The organism is Xenorhabdus sp. PB62.4 (assembly GCF_014467285.1).
Classification (GTDB): domain Bacteria; phylum Pseudomonadota; class Gammaproteobacteria; order Enterobacterales; family Enterobacteriaceae; genus Xenorhabdus.
Genome location: NZ_NKHR01000009.1, coordinates 24,728 through 50,561 on the forward strand (window position 1 = coordinate 24,728; position 25,834 = coordinate 50,561).

The 25,834-nt window shown below is 45.5% G+C and carries 22 protein-coding genes and 1 pseudogene; 7 read left to right on the forward strand and 16 right to left on the reverse strand.

Features of this window, described 5'->3' with window-relative positions; all coding sequences use genetic code 11:
* Positions 1 to 138: 138 nt before the first annotated feature.
* Positions 139 to 660 (reverse strand): Der GTPase-activating protein YihI, encoded by a 522-nt coding sequence (yihI, locus tag Xenpb_RS09800; RefSeq protein ID WP_187654153.1) that lies wholly within the window; start codon positions 658 to 660, stop codon positions 139 to 141.
* 148 nt (positions 661 to 808) lie between these two features.
* Here yihI and Xenpb_RS09805 point away from each other — a divergent pair, with 148 nt between their 5' ends.
* Both Xenpb_RS09805 and Xenpb_RS09810 read left to right on the forward strand, forming a co-directional pair.
* Positions 809 to 2,278: a glycosyltransferase family 39 protein gene (locus tag Xenpb_RS09805; RefSeq protein WP_187654154.1), complete on the forward strand. Its 1,470-nt coding sequence runs from the start codon at positions 809 to 811 to the stop codon at positions 2,276 to 2,278.
* An 883-nt stretch (positions 2,279 to 3,161) separates the two neighbouring features.
* Complete coding sequence (locus Xenpb_RS09810; RefSeq protein ID WP_187654155.1) at positions 3,162 to 3,440, forward strand: hypothetical protein; 279 nt, start codon at positions 3,162 to 3,164, stop codon at positions 3,438 to 3,440.
* A gap of 268 nt (positions 3,441 to 3,708) precedes the next feature.
* On the opposite strand, the gene Xenpb_RS09815 is transcribed toward Xenpb_RS09810, so the two are convergent.
* Both Xenpb_RS09815 and Xenpb_RS09820 read right to left on the reverse strand, forming a co-directional pair.
* Positions 3,709 to 5,046 carry an NCS2 family permease gene (locus Xenpb_RS09815; protein WP_187654156.1) on the reverse strand — a complete coding sequence of 446 codons (1,338 nt, stop codon included), beginning with the start codon at positions 5,044 to 5,046 and terminating at the stop codon, positions 3,709 to 3,711.
* A gap of 270 nt (positions 5,047 to 5,316) precedes the next feature.
* A complete protein-coding gene (locus Xenpb_RS09820; RefSeq protein ID WP_187654157.1) occupies positions 5,317 to 5,892 on the reverse strand; it encodes a TetR/AcrR family transcriptional regulator in 576 nt (191 codons plus the stop codon).
* Positions 5,893 to 5,992: 100 nt separating this feature from the next.
* On the opposite strand from Xenpb_RS09820, the gene Xenpb_RS09825 reads away from it, so the two are divergent.
* A complete protein-coding gene (locus Xenpb_RS09825) occupies positions 5,993 to 7,474 on the forward strand; it encodes an MFS transporter (protein WP_187654158.1) in 1,482 nt (493 codons plus the stop codon).
* Between the two features lie 362 nt (positions 7,475 to 7,836).
* Here the strand turns inward: Xenpb_RS09825 and Xenpb_RS09830 are convergent, their stop codons facing one another.
* The 13 genes and pseudogenes from Xenpb_RS09830 to greB all read right to left on the reverse strand — a co-directional run bounded on the left by Xenpb_RS09830 (position 7,837) and on the right by greB (position 19,271).
* Positions 7,837 to 8,985 (reverse strand): hypothetical protein, encoded by a 1,149-nt coding sequence (locus tag Xenpb_RS09830; RefSeq protein WP_187654159.1) that lies wholly within the window; start codon positions 8,983 to 8,985, stop codon positions 7,837 to 7,839.
* A gap of 177 nt (positions 8,986 to 9,162) precedes the next feature.
* A pseudogene (locus Xenpb_RS19985) lies at positions 9,163 to 9,255 on the reverse strand (type VI secretion system tube protein Hcp); the annotation flags it as partial.
* 257 nt (positions 9,256 to 9,512) lie between these two features.
* Complete coding sequence (locus tag Xenpb_RS09835) at positions 9,513 to 10,250, reverse strand: amino acid ABC transporter permease (protein ID WP_187654160.1); 738 nt, start codon at positions 10,248 to 10,250, stop codon at positions 9,513 to 9,515.
* A 1-nt stretch (position 10,251) separates the two neighbouring features.
* Positions 10,252 to 11,004, reverse strand: a complete 753-nt coding sequence (locus Xenpb_RS09840) for an amino acid ABC transporter permease (protein ID WP_187654161.1) — start codon at positions 11,002 to 11,004, stop codon at positions 10,252 to 10,254.
* Positions 11,005 to 11,086: 82 nt separating this feature from the next.
* On the reverse strand, positions 11,087 to 11,947 hold the full coding sequence (locus tag Xenpb_RS09845; RefSeq protein WP_187654162.1) for an ABC transporter substrate-binding protein: 861 nt from the start codon (positions 11,945 to 11,947) through the stop codon (positions 11,087 to 11,089).
* 158 nt (positions 11,948 to 12,105) lie between these two features.
* Positions 12,106 to 12,822: a phosphate signaling complex protein PhoU gene (phoU, locus tag Xenpb_RS09850; protein WP_047964062.1), complete on the reverse strand. Its 717-nt coding sequence runs from the start codon at positions 12,820 to 12,822 to the stop codon at positions 12,106 to 12,108.
* A gap of 43 nt (positions 12,823 to 12,865) precedes the next feature.
* Positions 12,866 to 13,657 carry a phosphate ABC transporter ATP-binding protein PstB gene (gene pstB, locus Xenpb_RS09855; RefSeq protein WP_187654163.1) on the reverse strand — a complete coding sequence of 264 codons (792 nt, stop codon included), beginning with the start codon at positions 13,655 to 13,657 and terminating at the stop codon, positions 12,866 to 12,868.
* 27 nt (positions 13,658 to 13,684) lie between these two features.
* The gene (pstA, locus tag Xenpb_RS09860) at positions 13,685 to 14,536 is read right to left on the reverse strand and encodes a phosphate ABC transporter permease PstA (RefSeq protein WP_187654258.1); all 852 of its coding nucleotides are present in this window, start codon (positions 14,534 to 14,536) and stop codon (positions 13,685 to 13,687) included.
* 79 nt (positions 14,537 to 14,615) lie between these two features.
* The gene (pstC, locus tag Xenpb_RS09865; protein WP_187654259.1) at positions 14,616 to 15,584 is read right to left on the reverse strand and encodes a phosphate ABC transporter permease PstC; all 969 of its coding nucleotides are present in this window, start codon (positions 15,582 to 15,584) and stop codon (positions 14,616 to 14,618) included.
* Positions 15,585 to 15,672: 88 nt separating this feature from the next.
* A complete protein-coding gene (pstS, locus tag Xenpb_RS09870) occupies positions 15,673 to 16,713 on the reverse strand; it encodes a phosphate ABC transporter substrate-binding protein PstS (RefSeq protein ID WP_187654164.1) in 1,041 nt (346 codons plus the stop codon).
* 141 nt (positions 16,714 to 16,854) lie between these two features.
* Positions 16,855 to 17,898, reverse strand: a complete 1,044-nt coding sequence (locus tag Xenpb_RS09875; protein WP_187654165.1) for an ATP-binding protein — start codon at positions 17,896 to 17,898, stop codon at positions 16,855 to 16,857.
* Positions 17,895 to 18,614 (reverse strand): two-component system response regulator OmpR, encoded by a 720-nt coding sequence (gene ompR / locus Xenpb_RS09880; protein ID WP_187654166.1) that lies wholly within the window; start codon positions 18,612 to 18,614, stop codon positions 17,895 to 17,897. The genes Xenpb_RS09875 and ompR overlap by 4 nt, the downstream gene beginning before the upstream one ends.
* Before the next feature lie 174 nt (positions 18,615 to 18,788).
* Positions 18,789 to 19,271, reverse strand: a complete 483-nt coding sequence (greB, locus tag Xenpb_RS09885; protein WP_099112895.1) for a transcription elongation factor GreB — start codon at positions 19,269 to 19,271, stop codon at positions 18,789 to 18,791.
* Between the two features lie 251 nt (positions 19,272 to 19,522).
* Between greB and Xenpb_RS09890 the strand changes: the two genes are divergently transcribed.
* The 4 genes from Xenpb_RS09890 to feoB all read left to right on the forward strand — a co-directional run bounded on the left by Xenpb_RS09890 (position 19,523) and on the right by feoB (position 25,810).
* Positions 19,523 to 21,874 (forward strand): Tex family protein, encoded by a 2,352-nt coding sequence (locus Xenpb_RS09890; RefSeq protein WP_187654167.1) that lies wholly within the window; start codon positions 19,523 to 19,525, stop codon positions 21,872 to 21,874.
* A 410-nt stretch (positions 21,875 to 22,284) separates the two neighbouring features.
* On the forward strand, positions 22,285 to 22,809 hold the full coding sequence (locus Xenpb_RS09895; protein ID WP_187654168.1) for a pyridoxamine 5'-phosphate oxidase family protein: 525 nt from the start codon (positions 22,285 to 22,287) through the stop codon (positions 22,807 to 22,809).
* Positions 22,810 to 23,137: 328 nt separating this feature from the next.
* A complete protein-coding gene (gene feoA / locus Xenpb_RS09900) occupies positions 23,138 to 23,365 on the forward strand; it encodes a ferrous iron transporter A (protein WP_099112892.1) in 228 nt (75 codons plus the stop codon).
* Between the two features lie 132 nt (positions 23,366 to 23,497).
* Positions 23,498 to 25,810 carry a Fe(2+) transporter permease subunit FeoB gene (gene feoB / locus Xenpb_RS09905; RefSeq protein WP_187654260.1) on the forward strand — a complete coding sequence of 771 codons (2,313 nt, stop codon included), beginning with the start codon at positions 23,498 to 23,500 and terminating at the stop codon, positions 25,808 to 25,810.
* Positions 25,811 to 25,834: the final 24 nt, after the last annotated feature.

The following is a 25,834-nucleotide window of genomic DNA, read 5'->3' on the forward strand; positions in this document are numbered from 1 at the left end:
CAACCGACGTTTACGTCGCGATAGCTGCCATAGTTTACCCAATAACCACAATAAATAACATACTAACAATGTGGTTATTAATACTGTGGTTATCAGAATAAACCCGCCTTTTATGATCACAATCAATTGATGGAGGGATTATTTACCCTTCAACAACTGCATGATATCTTCCTGCCGTTCCTCTTCGCTGTCGTCTTTCTCCAGATTGATACCCAGTTCTTCCATTAACGTATCAATGCGGTCGAGTATGTTGTCAACATAGGCATTGTCTTCCTGAGACAGTTTTTCACCCTGCTCAAGACGTGCCAACAAGTCATCCAAACGCTCATCATTTTCCAACATTTCCAGCTCTTCCTGCGGTGACAGGCGTGGCTTCTGTTTCTCCACAACCGGTTTAACTACGGGTTTCACCGTGGTTGCTTTTTCACCGACGACCAGAGGGACGGGAACTTTACTGCCGATACGCGGATCTTTTTCCTGCTTACCGCCTGAACGTTTTTTATCTCTGTCGTTACCGTTACTCCGGCTGCCAGTAGGGTTACCGCGACGCTTTTTCTCGCGTTTACGTTCACGCCCTTCAGCATTCAGCTCTGCACGGCTTTTCTTTTTCTGCTTGCCAGCGGAAGGTTTCGCTGGTGATTTTTTCTTTAACGGGCTCATAGCTTGTGACTCAACTCGCTTTTATCAAGATATTTTCGGCGGAATCTAACAGAAACTACCTATAACATCCAATGTCATTCACTTATCGTTTAAAGTTCAGCTAATATTCTAGGAGGTTTTAACTCAAATATTATGGTCATTAATCACCATGCGTTTTTTTGATACTTCTTCTTACCGCATGCCATTGTATCTTTGGGTCACTGGTTATGCTGTTTTATGGGTAATCGTAACTTATACTCTCGATCCCACCGTTCCTTATGACGCTGTAGAAGCATTAAACTGGGGTATAAATGGGGAATGGGGTTCTCCAAAAAACCCGTGGCTAGTCGGTGCCATAATGCTCCCGACTATCCATATCAGCAATATCTCTCTCAGCTTTTATTGGTATTTCACCCACTTTGTTGCCATTGCCATTGGTATGCTTGGTGTCTGGCAGCTCGCTTTTCGACTAACAGGAAAAATTGTACTGGCATGGCTTGCCATGTTAACGCTGAACCTGTCAGGTATCATCAATTTCGATATCATTCCTTATAATGATAATTACCTTTTGGTCATGCTCTGGCCGTGGTCTCTGCTGTTTTTCCTGCGCGCGATTGACGAGCATCCCAAATGGTGGCTGGCATTTGCGCTCACCACCGGGCTGGCAACGATGGGGAAATATTCTTCACTTGCCATCGTCGGTTCTGTCTTTTTGCTCTCCCTGTTCATACCCAAAGTGCGCCGCAACTATCGGGAACCGCTGTTTTATCTCGCCCTTGTGCTGTGGTTCGCGCTGGTGTTACCGAACGCCTGGTGGCTGCTGCATAACGACTTTGCCGCATTTAAATGGGTAGATTCCCAAATTCAGAAAGGATTCAATTTACATACCACTCGCGCAATGTTCTCTGTGTTCTATCCATTGATCATTGTCAGTGTGATTATTTACCTGTTGGGTGGCCGGATTGGCTGGCCCAAACAGCAGTCTAATGCGCTGGTTAATATCGTTATCCTGCTGCCTTTGCTGATTATTTATGGCTGGTTCTCCTTCAATCAGGGCGGGCGCATGACTGAGTGGGTACAGCCTTTTATGGTTGTTGCCCCCGCCTTGTTGGTGGGATCAATAACGGTATATCCCCGCAAATCTCTGCAAGGTACGTTACGGGGATTGGCCGTGTTCGGTGTGTTAGTTTTGATTGGCTATGCCAGTGTAATGATGGCGAATGTCCGTAATGCCGGGCAAAAATTTGTGGGGATAAAAACGTTTACCAGCCAACTTGATCAACGTTGGAATGAGCTGTACCCAACACCTTTGCGCTATGTTGGCGGAGAATATCTGCATGAATGGCTAACGTTCTATAGTCACTACCACCCAAAAACGATACAGCCCTGGGAATTAAATAAGGGTGCTCCGCCAAATATCTATAACCGCCATATCAAAGAGAACGATATCGTAGAACAGGGGGCATTATTGGTAGGAGAACGAGGCAAGAGCTGTGAAGAAGAAGATTTCCAACATACTCTTCAGGAATGGCCTGCCTTGACGATTAGCCATAAAGAAGAGTTCTCTTTTCAGGCCCAACCTAGCGCTGAAACACAAACGGTCTGTATTGGTTTTGTCGCACCGAAAAATATTCAATAACCATCCAACAAAAACAGCCTGACAATATTCATGTCAGGCTCGAGCCTGTCGATAAAACGTATTCGTCTGGCCTGACCAAAAAGCATAACAAGCCCCCCTCCCTTGAGAAGATGCCAATAATAAACATCAAGAGTAACAGTGTATACATTAAATAAAGTGTTACAGGCGATGTTAGACAGTGTTTTCAGCAGGTAATGATGCTTGTTGTTTAACACAAAAGGTTAATACAAATGAACCTAACAAAATAAAAGTTGGTTTTTTCATATTCATATTTTTTATCCTATATAAATATCATCAAGCATACTTTGCTAACTAGGTAAATAGAATTCAACGAAAAACTCTTATTTAAGAAGATAAAAACAGAAATTAAACTTATAAAGCAAACTTTCAAAAAACAAATAATATAAATAAAGCTTGTCATTAAATATCGTTGCACATTCATTTAAAGTTCATTTAACACATTTTAAAGAAGCCAGTGTAATATCATTAAGTGAAGAAATTTTTCACACAGAAAATTATCTAAAACCATTAAACCCCATTTATTAAAAATAACTTCCATAGAAAGAAAACTCATTAAAAAAATTATCAAAATGAACATTAGAGCTACAACAAAATAATACAACATTACCTTATGTACTTATTAGGGATGATAAAAGTGGAAGTGATACCAATGGCGGCCTTGGCAGCAACGGAAGTGGCAATGGAACAGGAAATGGAAAGGCAGTGGAAACGGATATGGGAAAAATACCAAAAATCACGATACATCTTATAGAGAGAAACAAAAATGAAACTAAATAAAATAGTTATAGCTGCATCTATACTAAGTTTTCCTTTTTTATCAATACATGCTAAGTCTGAAAGTGATCCCGTTATAAAAACAAAAATGACAAAAGTAACTGATTGTGATCGATTAAATGGAAGACCTGGTCAAAATGGCAAAAACGGAATCCCTAATAGCGATTGCCCCAATGGAGGCAACGGTGGGAATGGAAAACTTCCAGGGCAATCAGGTGGTAACGGTGGTAATGGCGCAGCAGGTGGTAATGGCGGTAATGGCGGTAACGGTGCAAAAGGAGGCGGTAAAGGCGGAGATGGTGGTAATGGTGGTAGTGATGGCGGTAATGGTGGTAAAGGCGGAGATGGTGGAGATGGTGACTCTTGAAGTGAGGGCTGAAGCACTATGAACAATCTAAAATTATTATTTTTTTATTCTAATATCATTAGCTACTTCAGAAGCGTCAGCTTCAACAGCGTCACTAGTGAAACATATTTCCCATAATAATGACTATCTCCTCGTTTCAAATGATAGCAAAGACGGTAATGGAGGAGAAGGTGGTAACGGTGGGCATGATGGACACCGTGGTAAGGATGGATAATTGTATTTTAAATAGAAATCCCGTATTAATGACGGGATTTCATCTCAATCGTGTTTAGTGTGCATCCACAAACACCATTTTCAAGACAAACAGTAGCGTCACAACAATGACGCACGGGCTAATCTCACGCCATTTACCTGTCCCTAACTTCATGGCGCAGTAGGCGATAAAACCCAATGCGATGCCTTCAGTAATAGAGAAACTAAATGGCATCATCACGGCGGTAATAAATGCAGGTACGGATTCAGTCAGGTCATTCCATTTAACCCGTGTCAGGCTGGAAGTCATCAAAACACCGACATAAACCAACGCTCCCGCTGTGGCATAGGCAGGCACCATACTCGCTAATGGAGAGATAAACATCACCAGCAGGAATAAGATACCGACAACAATCGCTGTCAGGCCGGTACGACCACCAACAGAAACCCCAGAGGAGCTTTCAATATAGGCTGTCACCGAGGAAGTTCCAATGTAAGAACCCGCTACCGAACTGATACTGTCCACATATAAGGCTTGTTTCATGCGCGGGAATTTGCCGCTGCTGTCCGCAATGCCTGCTTTATCCGTCACACCAATCAGTGTGCCGGAAGAGTCAAACAGGTTAACCAACATAAACGAGAAGATAACGCCCGCTAAAGCGATATCTAAAGCCCCTTTCACATCGACGTTACCCACCACGCTCATCACACTGGGTGGCAGGTCAAAAATTCCATGATATTCGACATGCCCCATCATAAAGCCGATGCCGGTTGTCACGACAATAGAAACCAGCACCGCGGCATGAAAATTACGTGCCGCTAAAATGGCGATGATGAAAAAGCCCAATGTCCCCAACAGGACGTTATGGGAAGCAAAATTGCCAATGGAAACGATCGTGTCGGGATTTGGCACGATAATGCCCGCATTTTTCAGCCCCATCATTGCAATAAAAAGGCCAATCCCACTGGTAATTCCCACTCGCAGGCTTAATGGAATATTGGCGATCATCCAGTAACGCACACGGAAGATAGTTAAAATCAACAATCCCACTGCACCCCAGAAAATCGCGCCCATTGCAACCTGCCATGAAATCCCCATCGCGCCAACCACGACAAAGGCAAAAAATGCGTTCAGCCCCATCGCGGGAGCAACAGCAACGGGTAAGTTCGCCATCAACCCCATCATAATGCTGCCAACTGCGGCAATTAAGCAGGTAGTGACGAATACCGCCTTAATATCCATCCCGGCCACGGCCAAAATTTGTGGGTTCACAAAGACGATATAAACCATGGTCAAGAAAGTCGTCAGCCCGGCGATCATTTCAGTACGAACTGTCGTGCCATGTTCCTCTAATTTAAACACTCGCTGAAGCAAGCCCTGACGATTCGCAGAGCCAGAAGTTATTGTGCTCATGTAATGTTGTTTCCCAAAAAAACGAAGTTTTCGACTTATCCTACAGGAAACATATATAAATCGTTACCCTGAAACGAGGAAAAAAGAAAACGTTTGCGGCATGACTAATCAACAAGTTAAGTAACATTATGATTCTTGAGGAGATTAATTAGATGGCGATATTTTATTCGTTATGATTTTTCTTTAACTTATCCCAAAAGAAAACAATACAATGCGTTAGAGCCTACCCAAGTAGGCCCTTATGTATTTAAAGTTTGATGAAACAGATTATTAATCTTTGTCAGATACTGAGTTTTCAGAAGAAACTTTGGATGGCAGAGAAGCAAGAATATCATTGAAGATATCTTTCCATTCATCTTCTCCGATATCCATTAAGCCGAAGAAACGTAGGACAAAAGCGCCCTCTGTCGCTAAAAAGGCTAAACGTGCCTGACGGCCTTCTTCAGTCGTCGTATCCAAACCCGCAAGGCGTTCGCGATACCAAATTTGGGTTGATTTGAGATGCTCAGGCGTTTGTTGTAACGCTGCCAGTAATCCAGCGGCTTTTGCCGTCGAGGCTTCATCAGATCGCATAGTCGCCTCAATGTGTGCATGCACTGCGGTTAACGGTTGAGGATGATCGCCTGCCATTTCATGGAATTGTTCATCATAACTCGCTCCCCAACGCTCAAACATCGCATCAATAAGATTATCCTTTGTACTAAAACTGTATTGCACCCCACCTTTAGTAATACCGACGGCCTTTGCCAGTGCATCAATGGTAAGAGCCGCAGCGCCGTGTGTTGTAACAATTTGCTCTGCTGCATCCAACAAAGCTTCTCGATCAATTTTCTTGCGTCGTCCCATTCCTCCCCCTTTTAATTAAATACGTATGTATTTATAATGACCGACAACAATTTCGTCAAGGTTTGGCAGGTTATTGTCCTCGAATCACGTTGGTGAGTTTATGAGATCAAATATTCGCTGGCTCGTGCTAGCCATCATTTCCAGTGCGCTTTTCCTCGTTGTTATTGATATGACCGTTCTCTATACGGCCTTACCACGGCTGACACATGACTTACGTGCTTCTGCCTCTGAGAAGTTGTGGATCATGAATGCCTATACCTTAACGATTGCTGGCCTGCTTCCCGCGATGGGAGCATTGAGTGATCGTTTTGGAGCTAAAAAACTCTTTACCAGCGGGTTAGCGATTTTCGGCCTCGCATCGCTGATGGCCGCATTTTCCCCTAATCCGGATACGCTGATTGCAGCCCGTGTCGTGCTTGCCTTTGGCGCTGCCATGATGATGCCGGCGACACTCGCGATAGTCCGCCAGGCATTTGAAGATCCCAACGAACGGGCACTTGCCATCGGCATTTGGTCTGCCGTCGCTTCCGGTGGCGCGGCACTTGGCCCTGTCATCGGCGGGTTGCTGCTCGAATATTATTGGTGGGGATCCGTCTTTCTTATCAATGTTCCGATCGTTCTCATCGCACTTGGTTTCGCTCTGGTTGTCATTGCAAAAAGCCGGCGCAATCCAGAGCATACTTTCGACTTACTTGCTTCCGTGCAAATCATGATCGGCTTAGTTAGCATTACCTATGCCATCAAGGAAATCAGTAAACCAGCCCCGTCACTGGCAACTGCGTTAGCCGTCGGCGCTATCGGGCTTATTTTTACTACTATTTTTATTCGCCGGCAGCTAAATTCATCCACTCCCATGATCGACTTCAAGCTTTTCAGCAATCGTGCTTTTACTGCGGGAGTCATCGCAGCCTTTGTTTCCACGGCGGCATTGGTTGGTACGGAGCTTGCGGTCAGCCAGCGTTTTCAACTCGCTATGGGATTTTCTCCCCTGCAAGCAGGGCTATTTATTTTACCTATTCCTATCGCTTCTTTTATTGCTGGCCCCCTGGCAGGGCTTGCTATACCAAAATGGGGTTCCGGGCGAATCATGTGGCTTTCTCTCGCCCTCGCCGGGCTTGGTTCCTTTGGCTATATCATCAGTTTACAGTCTGGTATGTTCGTGCAAATTGTTGCATTTAGCGTGATTGGATTTGGTATCGGCGCCGCAATGACAGCCGCTTCTACCTCCATCATGCTCAATGCGCCAGAAGACAACGCGGGCACCGCCGCCTCTATTGAAGAAGTCGCCTACGAATTAGGAAGCTTACTCGGAATCGCTGTTCTCGGCAGCCTGATGGTGGCAGTTTATTCTGCATCGTTCACCTTTCCGGCTGATATGGGACTCTCGGATCTCGCACGAAACAGCATTGATGAAGCCATTATCGCCGCAGAAGGGTTACAAGGAGACGCAGCTTCATCGCTGCTCCATGCAGCAAAACAGGCTTTCAATCACTCATTTCTGTCAGTGCTGATTGCTGCGGGAACATTAATGTTATTGACTGCTGCGGTAATTGCGATGCCCAGAAGAAATAAACGCCATTAATAAGTTGGTCAATTAGCAACCATAAGAGGTACGTGTAAGGCGGCTCACAATAACTGCAAGTGAAGCTTATATCTCTGAGCTGGACGATTGGATCAGTCTGTTATGGGTGGCCGTTTGAGATTGACCCTCACAGGTCGCTCTTACGGGTTTCCCGTGGCTACGTTGTTCCCGGCGCTTTGCACATTAAAATTACTCTCAACGCATAGCCGGGTAGGGAACTACTGGTGAGACAGCAGTTTTCTTCGTACTGATTACGACTTATTGGCTGAAACAATCACAGGAACAGCCTTGTGTCGCACCACAAATTTATGTACAGGGTTGTCCTTCTTACTACAGGTACGAGCCACCATGCTCTGTACCTCTTATTTATTTCTAATCATTTTATGCCAAGCCAAAAAGCAGTGTAATTCTCTGAGATGCTGACAGTAATACTCTGTATTTAACATAAAGAATATCAGTAAGAAATCAAAAGCAATAATGCCTAAAGAAATATTACTGTAATCCAGCATACCCACAATAAATTTCAGACCCACCAATAACGCAAAAATAGCGATAAAAAGATAACGAGCCAAAGCTAATATCTTAAAACCCAATGTCACTCCGCGATGTGTCAGCAAGATGGGTAAAGAAGCAAAGACAATTGCGGCTCCGACTACTAAAAATAAGATAGGCAGATCATCTCTGTTATCAAAGTTAGAAAACAACATAAATGTTGCCATAACATAAGCTTTCGTCAATAAAATAGTCATTAATAATGTCATCAATAACGCTTTTTTTGGAATACCGAAATCCAACAGATGCTGATATTTATTCACTCTTTTTTCTGCCAGTAAAGTAAGATCTTTTTTCTCCACACGTTGGTTAAGCTCATAACTGATTTTGAGTGTGTTATTGAGATTTGTGTTTAACACACTATATTGCCAGAATAACGTGAATATATTTTTCTTTTTAGTCGCAGTATTTTCTTCAATAACATCAGAACCATTCTCTATCTGTTCCCGCAAGATATGGTTTGTCGTTTTAAACCACAAAATTTCAGTCATAGCCTGAGAGAAAGCCATACTGTTAATGATCACACGATTCGAAAAAAAATTGAAAAAGACAATGGTGAGCAAATACCATTCGTGGTGCATATAATAGACAAAATAATCAAGTGCAAGAATGGCGAACGCAAAGATAATACTGAGGGTATTCAGTATATTCAGGGCTCTTAAAGCTGCAATATTTCCTCTGTAAGTATAAAATGCTAATAAAGAGATCACCGAAATAATAAACATATTGCAGGAACGTTGGAAACCGGCAACATCAGAAGAAAAATAAAAACCATAAAAAACAATAACCAATATGATATAAGAAACAAATATCAGTATAGGAAACAAAGCCAGTAATATACTTTCTTCAGAAGAGCGATTGATGGCTGTTTTATCTTTAAGCCTGACGATATCAGGTTCTTCAAACAAAGAAGAATCACTATTTTTGATCCTGTTATCAATATTTTTATACTGAATCAAGATATTTCTGAATTGATTGTTCGTTAATATATACATTACATTCATATTTATTTTTCCAAACCAGAGCTATTTATAGAATAAAATCATTGAAAATGATAACAAAAAGTTAAGGATAATAATTACAAAAAAAGCACACAAATAAAATTCAATGATTAAATTGTAATACAAATATTTGATAAATTTATTACCTATAGAATCCAGTGTAGAACATCCTTGAGAAATCAGCCCTTGAAGCTTTCCTTTTATTGTTACGTAAATAGAATTAGCCATATTATGTTAATCCTTCGTCATTATTATCTTGCATTGCACCGTATCGTTATAGCAGAAAATTTAACCCAAAAATACCGATAAAATCCTAAAAACAAATCAATCACCTAATTAAAAACATATCACTTCAATAAGAAAAATAGCGGCCTAGCAAATAAAATAATCTCGAAATTTTTAGCTTAATATAAAAAAATTCCCTACCGTCTCAGCAGGGAATTAATATAACAGCGAAAATATCTGCCAGGTATCAGATATTAACTTTATGGAACCACACTCAATGTTTTTTTGCGCCAAAATCCAAAGATCGCGGTTTTTTCACGTTTCACCGAGAAACGACGGGCAACGTAATTGGCAATCAACTCCAATGATAAACACATCACAAAATAAACCAACGCAACAAATAAAAAGACTTCCATCGGATAGACCATGCTGCGGTTATTCACTTGGGCCGCCAGAAATGACAATTCCCCCACACCAACAATATAGGCCAAGGAGGTATCTTTAATTAATGCAATCCATTGGTTGATAAATGAAGGCACCATCATGCGTAGTGCCTGCGGTAAGACGATATGCCACAACACTTCCCAACGATTTAGCCCCAGTGATAATCCCGCGCGCCATTGGCCTTCACTGATCGCTAAAATGCCCGCTTTCACGCCATGCGCCAAATAAGCCGAGGTGATCAACGCCAGCGCAAAAACGACTGTGGTAATTTCAGGAATTTCCATTCCCAATACCACTGGCAACAGAAAGTATGTCCAGAAAATCAGCATGATAACGGGAATGGCACGGAAAAATCCCAATACAGCCGCCAACAGGTTGGCCCAAAATCCACGCAGCATCGCCAGGGCAATTCCCCCCACAATGCCGAATACGATAGAAATCACACCTGCCATGAGGCTGATTGCCAGCGTCAATGCCGCTCCTTCCAGCGGCCCATCGGGAAAAGTGCCCAATAGCAAATAACGCCAGTTTTCAGCAATAACGGTAAAATCCATCTCAATACCCCCTCGCTAATGTTTTCTGCTGACGCCACTGTCCCCAACCTTCCATCACGGCAATGATGGCGATGTAAAGTACAGTTGCGACACCAAATGCCTCAAAGGTTTGCAAGGATTGGGTTTCCACCTGACGAGAAGCATAGGACAGTTCTGCCACGCCAATTGCCATGGTTAATGAGGAGTTTTTGACGATATTCATGTATTGCCCCAACAAAGGCGGTATGGCGATTTTCAGCGCCTGCGGCAGTACCACATGCCGCATGGCCTGCCAACCCGTTAGGCCCAACGCATGAGCGGCGTATTTCTGCCCGCGTCCGACGCCCTGAATACCCGCGCGCAGTTCCTCTGCCACAAAAGGGGCGGAATAGAGTGTCAGGCCGATAAATCCTGCCAAAAATTCAAAGGATGGCCATTCCAGCGTCAGGCCAAAAATCGTTGTTTCATGGGGCATGTTCAGCCACATCATTACCTCTTGAGGCAAGATCTGACCCGATGCGAAGTACCAGAAAAACAGTTGTACCAACAGCGGCGTGTTACGAAATACAGTCGTGTAAACCGTGACCAACCAGCACAATATCTTACAAGGCAATGATTTAATTTGGCTGTCTCGTGCCGCAGCAATCACAAAGCCCAATAAGGTGGAAGAGACAATGGCGCAGGCAGAGAGCCACAAGGTGATCAAAAATCCCTGCCAGAGCCATCGTAGATATTCAGGAGCCAGTAAGTGCCCGGTAATAAATTGCTCAAACATATCATTCACCGCATAAATAAGCAGCAAAGCCCCGTTATTACGAGGCTAATTTCAAACGCGCTTTCCGCTATTCCCTAATGAGTTACAGCTTTGCCTGACTTTCCAATGGCGCGAATTTAAAATCACCGCGCGGCTGGGCAGATTTGGTTTCCGGGCCAAACCAACGGTTGTAAATTTTCGCCGCTTCACCCTCTTTTTCCAGCTTCAATAACGTCTGGTTAACGGCATCAATCAGTCGCCCTTCTCCTTTGGAAGCCGCTACCGCCTGATATTCACGAGTAATGCTAAAGGGGGAAATTTCAAAGTCTGCTTTCTGAGCTTCCGGAACGTTCGCCAGCAGGCCAACTAATTTCGCATCATCCTGCGTAATTGCCTGAACATTGCCATTTCTTAAAGCAGCAAAAGCCAGCGGTGTATCGTCATAAGAGATGACTTTTGCGGTTGGGTAACGTTCACGTAAGGTAATTTCCTGCACGGTGCCTTTGTCCGCCCCAATACGCAGCTTGGCGATATCGTCAGGTTGAGTCAGCACACCTTTGCGGGCAATAAATTTCTGGCCCGTCGCAAAATAAGGAATGGAAAAATCGACTTGTTTAGCACGCTCATCAGTCACCGTGAAGTTGGCAGCGATTAAGTCAATTTTCTTGGAAGAAAGCAGAGGAATACGGTTTGCCGGGTTCGTTGGGCGCAGTTCCAGTTTTACCCCCAAATCACTGGCTATGGCATTGGCAATGTCCACATCATAGCCTGCCAGTTTTTTCGTTTGAGGATCGATAAAACCAAATGGCGGGTTACTGTCAAATACCGCAATACGTACCGTACCGGCTTTTTTAATGTCATCAAGTTTATCTGCTTTTGCTACACCAGAAACCAGACCAGAAACCAGCGCCAGGCTGGTCAGCAGCGCAGTAACCGCTACGCGAGATTTATTGCGAATCTTCATTGAACACCCCTGTTGATTATTAATTTTTATATGACCAACAAAAGCTATCAATTTAGATATAGCACCTGAAATAATATAAAATGCTATATTTATAGCCTAAAAGAATATGAGAAAAAGAAAACGCCGATGGAAAAGACCAGCGTTTCAGTCAGTTAACGTTATTCGTCTTTGGTCAGTAATTTTTCCAGATTATCACCACCCACGTGGCGGAAATCCTGCCCTTTAACGTAATAAAAGATAAATTCACAAATATTCTGACAACGATCGCCAATACGCTCAATGGAGCGGGCGCAGAAAAGGGCTGTCATGACATTCGGGATCGTTCTCGGATCTTCCATCATATAAGTCATTAACTGGCGGACAATACCTTCGTATTCCTGATCGACTTTTTTATCTTCACGATAGATGCGAATGGCTTCGGCCAAATCCATGCGGGCAAAAGCATCCAGTACATCGTGCAGCATCTGGATAGTATGGCGCCCCAATGATTCCAGGCTAACCAGCAACGATTGCTGTTGATGTGAAAATTTCTCAAGGGCGGTCTGGCAAATTTTATTGGCAACATCCCCAATGCGTTCCAGTTCGGCAATGGTCTTGGAAATTACCATGATAAGGCGCAAATCGCTGGCGGTCGGCTGGCGTTTTGCAATGATGCGGACACACGCTTCATCGATCGCCACTTCCATCATGTTGACCTTCTGATCATCCTCAATCACTTGCCGTGCCAGCGCTTCATCCTGATTGTGCATCGCCAGAATCGCTTTGCTGAGCTGCTCTTCCACCAGCCCGCCCATTGTCATCAATTCGGTACGAATATGTTCCAGTTCAGCGTTAAACTGACCGGATATGTGTTTGCTGAGATTCAGATTGTCCATCTTATGTTATTCCCCGTTTGCTATTCCTCATTTATATGCCGAATCAGCCATAACGGCCGGTAATATAATCTTCAGTCTGCTTCATCTTTGGTGTGGTGAACAGTCTGTCAGTATCGCTGAATTCAATCAGTTCACCGAGGTACATAAATGCCGTGTAATCAGAACAACGCGCGGCCTGCTGCATGTTATGAGTAACAATCACTACGGTATATTCTGATTTCAACTCACTAATCAGCTCTTCAATACGTCCGGTAGAGATCGGATCAAGTGCGGAACAAGGCTCATCCAGCAATAAAACGTCCGGGCGGATAGCAATGCCCCGGGCTATGCACAAGCGTTGCTGCTGACCGCCGGAAAGGCTGTATCCACTCTGGTGGAGCTTATCTTTGGTTTCATTCCATAAGGCCGCTTTTGTCAGTGCCCATTGGACTCGCTCATCCATTTCAGCCCTTGGCAGCTTTTCAAACAGGCGCACCCCAAAAGCAATATTGTCGTAAATTGACATCGGGAATGGTGTCGGTTTCTGGAATACCATCCCGACTTTAGCGCGCAACAAGGCGATATCTTGCTTATCCATCAGGATATTGGTGCCATCCAGTATGATTTCACCTTCTGCCCGCTGTTCACCATACAGTTCATACATTTTGTTGAAAGTGCGCAGCAATGTGGATTTACCACATCCTGACGGCCCGATGAATGCCGTGACTTTATTCTGTGCAATATCCAGCGTGATGTTTTTCAGCGCGTGAAATTTTCCGTAATAGAAGTTCAGATCGCGTACCTGAATTTTGCTTCCTGCGATATTATTTACTGCAATGTCATTAACCTTATTCATCAGTGCTTCTCGTTACCTCTATAAAAATTAGTGCTTTTTATTCGTAAACAGCACACGCGCTGCAATGTTAATCAGCAGTACACACAAGGTAATCAGTAATACCCCGGCCCACGCCAGTTGTTGCCAGTCAGAGAATGGACTCATGGCAAACTTGAAGATAGTGACCGGCAGGTTCGCTATTGGCTGGCTGAGATCTGTGCTCCAAAACTGGTTGGAAAGCGAGGTAAACAACAATGGCGCAGTTTCACCAGCGATACGGGCAATGGCTAACAGGACGCCGGTAATAATGCCTGACATTGACGCTTTCAATGTAATGGCAGAAATCATTTTCCATTTCGGTGTTCCCAGTGCATAAGCCGCTTCACGCAGGTTATCCGGCACCAGTTTCAGCATGTTCTCCGTCGTGCGGATAACAATAGGGATTTGTAACAGCGCCAATGCAATCACTCCCGCCCAGCCTGAGAAATGTTGCATTTTCGTCACGACCACCGTATAGACAAACAACCCGACAACAATCGAAGGTGCCGAAAGCAGGATGTCATTGATAAAGCGGATTATCTCTGCCAACCACGAACGACGGCCATATTCCGCCAGATAAACCCCCGCCATAATGCCTAATGGCGTGCCGAAGACAGTTGCCCAGAATATCAGCAGGCCACTGCCGACGATGGCGTTTGCCAGCCCGCCCCCTTCTGTATTGGGCGGTGGCGTCATTTCGGTAAACAACGCCAGCGACATACCATCAATGCCTTTAGTCACGGTAGAGATTAAAATCCAAATCAGCCAGAACAGGCCGAACGCCATCGTCGCCATAGACAACATCAATGCCATGCGGTTCTTCTGACGACGCCATGACTGCATACGACGACGGCTCTTCATATCCACTTCATTGACTATACCTGCTTCACGTACTGATCCAGCCAAATGGGGCTGTTGGTTATTATTGTTGATTGTCATCTCAGCGCCCCTCATTTTTTGCCAGACGCATAATCATCAATTTTGACAATGCCAATACAATAAAGGTGATCACAAACAAGATCAGCCCCAGTTCCATCAAGGCCGCGGTATGCAGGCCAGATTCCGCCTCAGCAAATTCATTTGCCAATGCAGAAGTAATGCTGTTTCCGGGCATGTAGAGAGACAAGCTGTCGAGCTGGTAGGTGTTACCGATGATAAAGGTGACGGCCATCGTTTCCCCCAACGCCCGGCCAAGCCCCAACATAACGCCGCCAATCACCCCGTTCTTGGTATAAGGCAAGACGATATGCCAAATGACTTCCCATGTGGTACAGCCTATCCCGTAGGCTGACTCTTTCATCATCACGGGCGTCTGCTCAAATACATCACGCATGACAGACGCGATATAGGGGATAATCATGATGGCAAGAATGATGCCCGCGGCCAGAATGCCAATACCAAAGGCAGGGCCGGAAAACAGTTCGCCCACGATGGGAATGCTTGATAACACATCACCAACGGGTTGCTGAAAATAGGTAGCAAACAGCGGAGCAAAGACAAACAGCCCCCACATGCCGTAAACAATACTGGGGATCGCTGCCAACAGTTCAATCGCCACGCCCAATGGACGCTTCAACCAATTTGGCGCCAGTTCTGTCAGAAACAGGGCAATACCAAAGCTCACCGGAACTGCAATAATCAGGGCAATTAATGACGTCATCAATGTGCCATAAATCGGCACCAGTGCACCAAACACCCCGGCGGGTGCATCCCAATCTTTACTCCACAAAAAAGCAAAACCAAATGTTTGTATACTTGGCCAGGAAGCAATGATCAGCGAAAGGATAATGCCGCCGAGCAGAAGTAAGGTCAGCACCGCCGCTAATCTGACCAGCGCACTGAAAATAATGTCGCCATTTTTACTCGGTGCTTTCAATATCGTTTTATATGCCGTTTTACGTTCGGCCATACGCTTCATTCTCATCTAGGCTCATTTTGGGTTATTTCTCCCCCGAAAGGGGGGAGGTTTAACAAAGTCTGTCAATAAAACAAGTTCATCAATAAAGCGGTTTGCCACTGCTGTCTTTAATGTTGCTCTTCCATGCTGCACGTACCTGACTGACGACTTCTTTCGGCAGAACGGCGTAATCCAGATCTTTCGCCTGTTTTTTGCCTTCGTTATAAGCCCAATCGAAGAATTTCAGTACTTCAGCGCCATTCGAGGCGCTTGCCTGCTGTTTGTGGATGAGAATGAAAGTGGTGGAGGTAATTGGCCACGCATTATCGCCTTTCTGGTGTGTCAAATCCTGAGCAAAGCTGCTGCTCCAATCCACACCTTTTGCTGCCGCACTGAAATTTTCTGCCGTAGGTGCCAATACTGCGCCATCTGCTGAAATCAGTTTGGTGTAAGCGAGGTTATTCTGCTTAGCATAAGCGTATTCAACGTAACCAATCGAACCGGGCAGGCGTTGCACAAAGGCCGCAATGCCGTCATTGCCTTTGCCACCCAAACCGGTTGGCCATTTGACGGTCGAACCTGCCCCGACTTTTTCTTTCCAGTCGTTATTCACTTTAGACAGGTAGCTGGTGAAAACGTAGGAAGTGCCTGAACCATCCGCACGCCGCACCACGGCAATGTTTTGATCCGGCAGTTTGAGGCCGGGGTTCAATTTTGCAATAGCGGGATCATTCCATTTCTTGATATTCCCCAGATAGATGTCGCCGAGGGTTCTGCCATCCAGAATCAACTGACCCGGTTTGATACCGGAAATGTTTACCGCCAGCACAATGCCGCCAATCACGGTCGGAAACTGGAACAAACCATCAGCCGCCAATTTTTCATCAGAAAGCGGCGCATCAGAAGCACCAAAATCAACGGTATTAGCGATAACCTGCTTCACTCCTCCCGAGGAGCCGATGCCTTGGTAATTGATTTTACTGCCAGTTTCTTTTTGATAAGAATCCGCCCACTTGGTATATACCGGTGCGGGAAATGTCGCACCTGCCCCCGTCAAGCTGGTGGCAGCAAATGAAGACAGGGATGTCATGGCAAATACGGCGGCCATGATGCTTGCCACGGTGGTACGCATTGGTTTCATATTCCCTCCTGCTGGGATACGCATCATTAATTAAAAACAAGTGTCAGACATCTTCGACAATCTGGTTTTTAGGTTAAGAAATGGATCAGGAAGGAAAATAGGTGAATTCAATGACAGTAAAATGTATGAATTATGACATTTTTATGACAGGCCGTTTTCAAGGGGTAACTGTTTTTCATTCAAAGGAATATAGGCGCGAATAGATAGCCCCTGCTTTTCACTTTCTCCCACTTCGATATACCCTTCGTGGATATTAATGATGCGGCGGATAATTGCCAGCCCCAGTCCTACGCCACCATTATTGTGAGTATTGCGTATCCGCTCTCCCTGAATGAATGGCTGGAACAAGCTGGCGGCCTCTTCTTTTGTCATCCCCTTGCCGTTATCCTCCACCTGAAACCAACCAAATCTTTCTGTTGCCCCACTACTGATTCGAATCCATCCATTTCCATAACGTTGAGCATTAGTCAACATATTGACCAACACCCGCTTAATGGAAAGCGGATTGGCTGAAATAAAAACCGGGCGGGAAGATAAGTTATTTTCAATTTCTGCCGCACAGCGCTGTTCTGTTTCAATGGCAGTTTCAAGCTCAATGACCGATTCAAGCAGCCCGTTCAATTCACAGCGTGTCATCGGCACATCTTGTCCTGACCGCTGATAGTCAATGAATTGATCAATAATGGCGTTGCATTCCTCAATGTCCCGATGAATGGATTCCGTGAGAAAATTATCTTTTCCTTCCAGCATTTCCATCGCCAACCGAATGCGGGTTAGTGGAGTACGCAAATCATGGCTCACTCCGGCTATCAATACTGCCCGGACACTTTCTTGTGATTTCAGCCCCACGGATATCTGGTTAAAGGCGCTAATCAGCGAGCGTATGGCGGATGCTCCCCTCTCCGGTAGTGGTGCTACCCTTCTCCCTTTCCCCATATCCATCGCTGCTTTTTGTATTGTTTTGAGGGATTGCTTCTGGATGTAAAGATAGCGCCAGAACACCGCAAATACTGACAATGCCGACGTAAAAATCCCGATAAAGAGATAAGGGAACACCACGTTGAATGACAGTGCTTCCAGCTTTGCCAACCACTGGGCGACCAGATAACTGATCAACAGGCAGCCCAGTGACAAAGATAAGATATGGGGAAACAAGGCGAGAGCCGAAAGCCAACGCTTTTTCATACTTTGCTTCCATCAGGAACAAAAACGTAGCCCAATCCCCAAACCGTCTGGATATAGCGAGGATGCGCGGGATCGTCTTCAATCAGGCGACGCAGACGGGAAACCTGAACATCAATGGAGCGCTCCATCGCACCATATTCCCGTCCCCGTGCCAGGCTCATCAATTTATCCCGTGATAACGGCTCACGAGGATGGGAAACCAGAACTTTCAGTACTGAAAATTCCCCACTGGTCAAAGACAGCAATTCATCTTGATGGAACATTTCGCGCGTTCCGAGATCAAGTTTAAATTTCCCAAACTTGATGACCGCATCATCTGATGCCGGTGCTCCCGGCAATTCATTAGCCTGACGACGTAAAACAGCCCGCATGCGTGCCAATAGCTCACGTGGGTTAAAAGGCTTGGCAAGGTAATCATCCGCGCCGATTTCAAGGCCAACAATGCGATCAACTTCTTCCCCTTTGGCAGATATCATGATGATCGGAATCGGATTATGCTGGCTTCGCAATCTTCGACAAACAGATAATCCATCTTCGCCCGGCAACATCAAATCCAGGACAATCAACTGAATGGATTCTCTGGTCAATAAACGATCCATCTGCTCTGCATTTGCTACGCTACGAACTTGAAATCCCTGCTCAGATAAATAACGCTCCAATAATGCCCTCAAGCGCATATCATCATCAACAACAAGGATCTTATAACTCTCTTGCATGTTTCAGCTCCCAAGATGCTCCATGCCCGCGATATCCATCACTCTCACAGAAAACCCATAATTCAATAGAGACTAACCGCATGTATTTTAAGGCCATTAACGGCATTGGCAATAATTGCTTATGGTTAGGTTTTCTCTCCTTGTTTTCCTTTTAGGTCACATAACCGCCATGATTTATGCTAAAGGCTGATAGCTGATTTCCAGTATCCAATACGTCACGATGCCATTGGGCGTCATCACCGTAACCTCATCATCAGTTTGCTTGCCAAGCAACGCCCTTGCCACGGGAGAGTCAATGGAAATCCACTTTCTGGCCGGCTCAAATTCATCCGGCCCCACCAGCCGAAAAATATGTTCTTCTTCATTTTCATTTTCGACTTTCACCCATGCCCCAAAAAAGACTCTTCCCTCTTGCCGCGGATCAGGATCAACAATTTTCAGGACATCCAGCCGCTTGGACAAGAATCGTACCCGACGGTCAATTTCTCTTAATCTTTTCTTACCATAAATGTATTCTGCGTTCTCTGAACGATCCCCTAACGCAGCGGCATCTGAAACAGCCTGAGTGACTTTAGGTCGTTCAACTTTCCAGAGATATTTCAGTTCCTGATCAAGCGCATGCCAACCTTCCCGGGTAATGTAGTGACTCTTGGCCATGAAAAAACTCACTTGAGAAAAGATGATTAATGGCGGTGTACTATATCTCAACCCGGAAGATATTCGATGAATTCTGTCGCAACATGACCGAAATATCGCGCTAAACTGGAAATTATCGCGCTCAGCACGTATAAATGGAGCCAGTTTGAACCATGCCGATATTGTTTCAGATGAAATTTGATCCTATCCGGCTCTGCCTGATGATATCCGACGATATCTACAGGCGCTAAGAAAGTTGAAGAAAACAGACCATGAATGAATCTTTAAGTCGAATCATTGCCGGTGAGCTACAGGCTCAACCACAGCAAGTCCAAGCCGCCATTACTCTGCTTGATGAAGGGAATACGGTTCCTTTCATTGCCCGTTACCGTAAAGAGGCCACCGGTGGTCTGGATGACACGCAGCTCCGCCAGCTCGAAAACCGCCTCGGTTATCTACGCGAACTATCCAACCGCCGTCAGACTATTCTGAAATCTATTGAGGAACAGGGAAAGTTAACCGTTGAGCTGGAAAACGCGATTAATGCGACATTGAGCAAAACCGAACTGGAAGACCTGTACCTGCCATATAAACCTAAACGCCGTACCCGTGGGCAGATTGCCATTGAAGCCGGATTGGAACCTCTGGCCGACCTGCTATGGCAGGATCCGCAGCAAGAGCCTGAACTGGCGGCAGCGGCTTATGTCGATGCTGACAAAGGTGTCGCTGATACCAAAGCGGCACTGGATGGCGCTCGTTATATCTTGATGGAGCGTTTCGCCGAAGATGCGGCTCTGCTAGCAAAAGTCCGCGATTATCTGTGGAAAAATGCCCACTTAGTCTCCAAAGTTGTCGAAGGCAAAGAGGAAGAAGGCGCTAAATTCAGTGATTATTTCGATCATCACGAAGCCATCTCTGCTGTTCCTTCCCACCGCGCCCTTGCTATGTTCCGTGGACGCAATGAGGGTATCCTGCAACTCTCTTTGAATGCCGATCCTCAATTTGAGGAAGCGCCAAAAGAGAGCTACTGCGAGCAAATTATTACCGATCACCTTAATCTGCGCCTGAATAATACATCGGCTGATAGCTGGCGCAAGGCAGTGGTGAGCTGGACATGGCGCATCAAAGTGTTGCTGCATCTGGAAACCGAACTGATGGGCACACTGCGCGAGAAAGCCGAAGACGAAGCCATCAACGTATTCGCCCGTAACCTGCATGATCTGCTGATGGCCGCACCAGCGGGTATGCGGGCAACGATGGGCCTGGATCCGGGCTTGCGCACAGGGGTGAAAGTCGCCGTTGTTGATGCAACAGGCAAGCTTATCGCCACCGATACCATTTACCCACACACAGGTCAGGAAAACAAAGCGGCTGCGACCGTTGCAGCACTGTGTACCAAGCATCAAGTCGAGCTGGTCGCCATTGGCAACGGTACGGCTTCCCGTGAAACAGAGCGTTTCTTTGCCAACGTGCAAAAACAGTATCCTGACGTTACTGCACAGAAAGTCGTGGTCAGCGAAGCGGGGGCATCCGTCTATTCCGCCTCTGAACTGGCCGCACTGGAATTCCCTGAACTGGATGTTTCCCTGCGTGGTGCGGTTTCCATCGCCCGTCGCCTGCAAGATCCACTGGCAGAGCTGGTAAAAATCGAGCCGAAATCCATCGGTGTTGGTCAATATCAGCATGACGTCAGCCAAATCCAGCTTGCCAAAAAACTGGATAATGTGGTTGAGGACTGTGTAAACGGTGTCGGTGTTGACCTGAATACGGCATCCGTCGCCTTGCTGACACGCGTTGCCGGCCTGAGCCGTAATGTTGCCCAGAATATCGTTAACTGGCGTGATGAGAACGGCCGCTTCAACAACCGTGACGAACTGCTGAAAGTTCACCGCCTGGGGCCAAAAGCCTTCCTGCAATGTGCGGGCTTCCTGCGCATCAATCAGGGTGATAACCCGCTGGATACATCAACTGTTCACCCAGAAGCTTATCCGGTCGTTGAGAAGATTCTGACAACAACCGCGCAAACCCTGCCTGAATTGATGGGCAATCCTGCTTCTCTGCGTAACCTGAGTGCCCAGGATTTCACGACAGAAAAATTCGGTCTCCCAACCGTCACTGATATTCTGAAAGAGCTGGAAAAACCGGGCCGGGATCCGCGCCCTGAGTTCAAAACAGCGACTTTTGCTGACGGGGTTGAAACGATGAATGATCTGCGTACCGGCATGATTTTGGAAGGTACGGTCACCAACGTCACTAATTTCGGTGCTTTCGTTGACATCGGTGTCCATCAGGATGGCTTGGTGCACATCTCCTCTCTGTCCGATCGCTTTGTAGAAGATCCCCATACCGTGGTGAAAACCGGCGATATCGTCAAAGTAAAAGTGATGGATGTTGATCTCAACCGCAAACGTATTGCACTGACCATGCGTCTTGATGAACAACCAGGTGAAACACAAATACGCCGCGGTGCTCAAGGTGGTAACCGTCAGGATAGCAATGACCAAGGTCGCAATAACCGCAACGGCAATGGCAGAAACCGCCATATTTCGCGTTCAGGTTCTGCACCTTTAGCCAACAGCGCCATGAGTGATGCGTTGGCGGCAGCCTTTAATAAAAAACGTTAATTAGCACAAACGTTAATTAACGAAGAAACGTTAGCTTACGTAAATAATTTCCTGAACTGGTGCCATTGTGCCAGTTCAGGATCTTTCAAAAAATAATTGGCAGCCTCTGAAAGACGAGAGGTTTTACGGCGCACCGGATAAAAAGACCTTTACTGGTTATACGTAAAAAAGCTATTATTTTCATAATAATGATTCTATTTATTGCTGATGTAATAAATTTGAATAAGTGACTACACCTGCATATTTTAACGAATACTCCGTATAATTCATTTCGCAATAAATCTCATCATAATGGGAACTTATTGAATAATATAAAAATATAAATCTTCCATAATATCCTAATGTCCTTATATCCAATGGGTTTCGGTTTTTAGGTATAAATAACGAATACACACTGTTGAGGAAAAACCATGAATAAATATGTCCAAAGCAGTTTTAAGCTACTCAGCAATATACGTTTCTTCGGACTTTCCACTCACGATCCGGATGCAGATTCTGTCTGGTCATCGACGATGTTCTATATTCCGAAATACAATCCACTGACACTGATCTGGTACTCAAAGCGAGATACCCGACATTCGCGGGAATTACATATCAATCCCCGTGTCAGCGGTACAATCTACAGTAGCCGGGTCACGCCTGATTCATCGCTGGATCTGGCGGGCGCTCAATTCGTTGGCTACGCCCGCCAAGTCCCCGATGATCAACTACAGGAAACCTATGACTACTTTTTCTTAAAAACTTATCCTGATGCAAATGTCAGAAAGAAAAAGGCTCGCCCTATCAGTGATTATCAAGGCCATGCCATACGCCGTTTCTATGAATTGGAAATTCAGGCATGGTGGGTATACGACTCGGATGCCTGGAGCCAGCATCAAGATGATGAGCGCGTTCAGGTTCCATTGAGTGAATTGCGTTACCCGCCAAAAGGTTAATAAAAGCCAATCAATCATTCATCAAATTAATAATAAAATAGCAATCAACCAGCCCCGTTTATTAACGGGGCTTATTAATAAAGAAATTTTTTCCGAATATTAAATATTCCTGATAATTATTTATTTTCAATAAAATCACCATTAATTTGATTAATATCAATTTGTTTCCACACTATTCAGGATAAATAACCCATATTGCAGTTGCATATTATTATCATTAACAATTAGAATTCAGAGAAATTACCGTACTTTTTCCTTGTGAAATTCCCTTCATTGAGGATAATAATTCTTATAATCACTTATTTTTTCAGTCAAAATGGAGAGTTATATGGTTCTTATTCCAGAACGCAAGTATAAAATTCTGGGATTTTCTCCAGAGATCAGCCCTGCTTACCGACAAAAATTACTGTCACTCGGCATGTTACCGGGCTCAACATTTCAGGTTATTCGCTTTGCTCCATTAGGCGATCCCATACAAATCGAAACACGCAGGGTCAACCTTACCCTTCGTAAACAAGACTTAGCATTTCTCATGTTGAATGAAGATCTGAACTAACAAGGCGCTGAGTTAATTTAGTTCAGAATAACGATCATCCACACACTTTGATAACCGCAGTACTAAAGTATAACTAGAGTACTAAATATATAGCTAAAGTACGAAAGTCACTTCGTGATTGACAAAAGTATGATGAAACAATTAACCATTGGCCTGATTGGTAATCCCAATGCTGGCAAAACGACACTTTTTAACCAGCTTACTGGTTCCCACCAACGCGTGGGAAACTGGGCGGGTGTTACGGTAGAACGCAAAACCGGCCACTTTACCACCGATAACCATCAGGTCGATCTTGTCGACCTTCCCGGCACTTATTCCCTCACCACCATTTCTGAGCAAACATCCATCGATGAGCAGATTGCCTGTCACTATATCCTTAGTGGTGAAGCGGATATGTTGATCAATGTTGTTGATGCGTCGAATCTGGAGCGTAATCTTTATCTCTCACTGCAATTGATTGAACTGGGCATTCCCTGCATCATTGCGCTGAACATGCTGGATATCGCTCAAAACCAGCGTATCAATATTGATGTTGCGGCACTGGAACAGCGCCTAGGCTGTCCGGTTATCCCGCTGGTTTCAACCCGTGCCACAGGGATCGATGTACTGAAAAAAACCATCGATGATCACCCGCAAAATGCTAAACCTGTGCAGATTGAATATCCTGATTCACTATTACAGGAAGTCTCCCATCTTTCACGCCAAGTCACGGGGACATTCAGCCCACAGCAGCGTCGCTGGCTGACTTTACAGGTACTGGAAGGGGATATTTACAGCCGTGGGATTTCCGGCCTGACCCAGATACAGCTAGCTGAAAGTCAGGCTCGCCTGCAACAGCAACAGATTGAAGAACCCGATCTGATCATTGCGGGCGCACGCTATCAGACGATTAGTGAGATATGTCTGGCGGTCATTGATACCCGATCAGCCGTACCAAATAAACTGACCCAAGTACTGGATACCGTTATCCTGAACCGCTGGTTAGGTCTGCCTATTTTCCTGTTTGTCATGTACCTGATGTTTGTGCTGGCTATCAATATTGGCGGCGCCTTGCAACCCATCTTCGAAGGGGCTTCTGCCGCCATTTTCATTGATGGAATGCAATGGCTTGGTCATACTCTCCATTTCCCGCATTGGCTGACGGTTTTCCTTGCCCAAGGTATTGGTGGCGGTATCAACACGGTACTGCCGTTGGTTCCCCAGATTGGCATGATGTACCTGTTCCTCTCCTTCCTTGAAGATTCAGGCTATATGGCGCGAGCCGCGTTTGTTATGGACAGGCTGATGCAGGCTATGGGATTGCCGGGTAAATCCTTTGTGCCCCTGATTGTTGGCTTTGGTTGTAATGTGCCTGCCGTGATGGGTTCAAGAACCCTGGATGCCCCTCGTGAACGTTTGATTACCATCATGATGGCACCGTTTATGTCCTGCGGGGCAAGATTGGCGATCTTTGCTGTCTTTGCAGCCGCTTTCTTCGGCAAAAACGGAGCAAGCATCGTTTTCTCCCTGTATATATTGGGGATTGTCATCGCCATCCTGACAGGGCTGCTGCTCAAATACACCCTGATGCGTGGTGAAGCATCACCATTTGTGATGGAACTGCCGGTCTATCACGTTCCACATACTAAAACCCTGCTGCTCCAGACATGGCAGCGACTGAAAGGTTTTGTGATACGAGCAGGTAAAGTCATTGTCGCGGCAAGTATGTTCATTGGCGCTCTGAACAGCTTCTCTTTCTCAGGTAAAGCCGTGGATAACATTAACCAATCAGCTCTGGCTTCTGTCAGTAAAGTGATCACGCCAGTATTACAGCCCATCGGTGTGCATTCTGATAACTGGCAGGCCACTGTCGGGCTTATCACTGGGGCAATGGCCAAAGAGGTTGTTGTTGGAACGCTGAACACCCTGTACACCGCAGAAAACATCACTCAGGCACCATTCGACCCGAATGAATTCAATTTGCCGGATCAATTGAAAGACGCTGTTGCAGAAACCTGGGACAGCCTGAAAGAAACCTTTACCTTAAGCGCACTTTCCAACCCGATAGAAGCCAGCAAAGGCGATGGGGATATGGATCGCGGTTCTATGGGAACAATGAGCGCCAAATTTGGCTCTGCTATTTCTGCTTACAGTTACCTGATTTTTGTACTGTTATACGTACCCTGTGTTTCCGTCATGGGAGCCATTGCACGTGAAACCAGCCGTGGCTGGATGACTTTCTCCATCCTGTGGGGATTGAACGTCGCTTATTCACTTGCAGCATTGTTTTATCAAACCACAACGTTTTCTGCCCACCCAGAAAGTAGCCTGATAACAATTCTGGCCGTGATCCTGTTTAACGTTCTGGTTTTTATTGGATTACGCCGTGCGCGCAGCAAAGTGACCGTCACGTTCAATAACACCACCGATCGTAACTGCGAATGCTCAAACGGCAACTGCCATTAACTGCCATTAGCGATTAATAGGAGC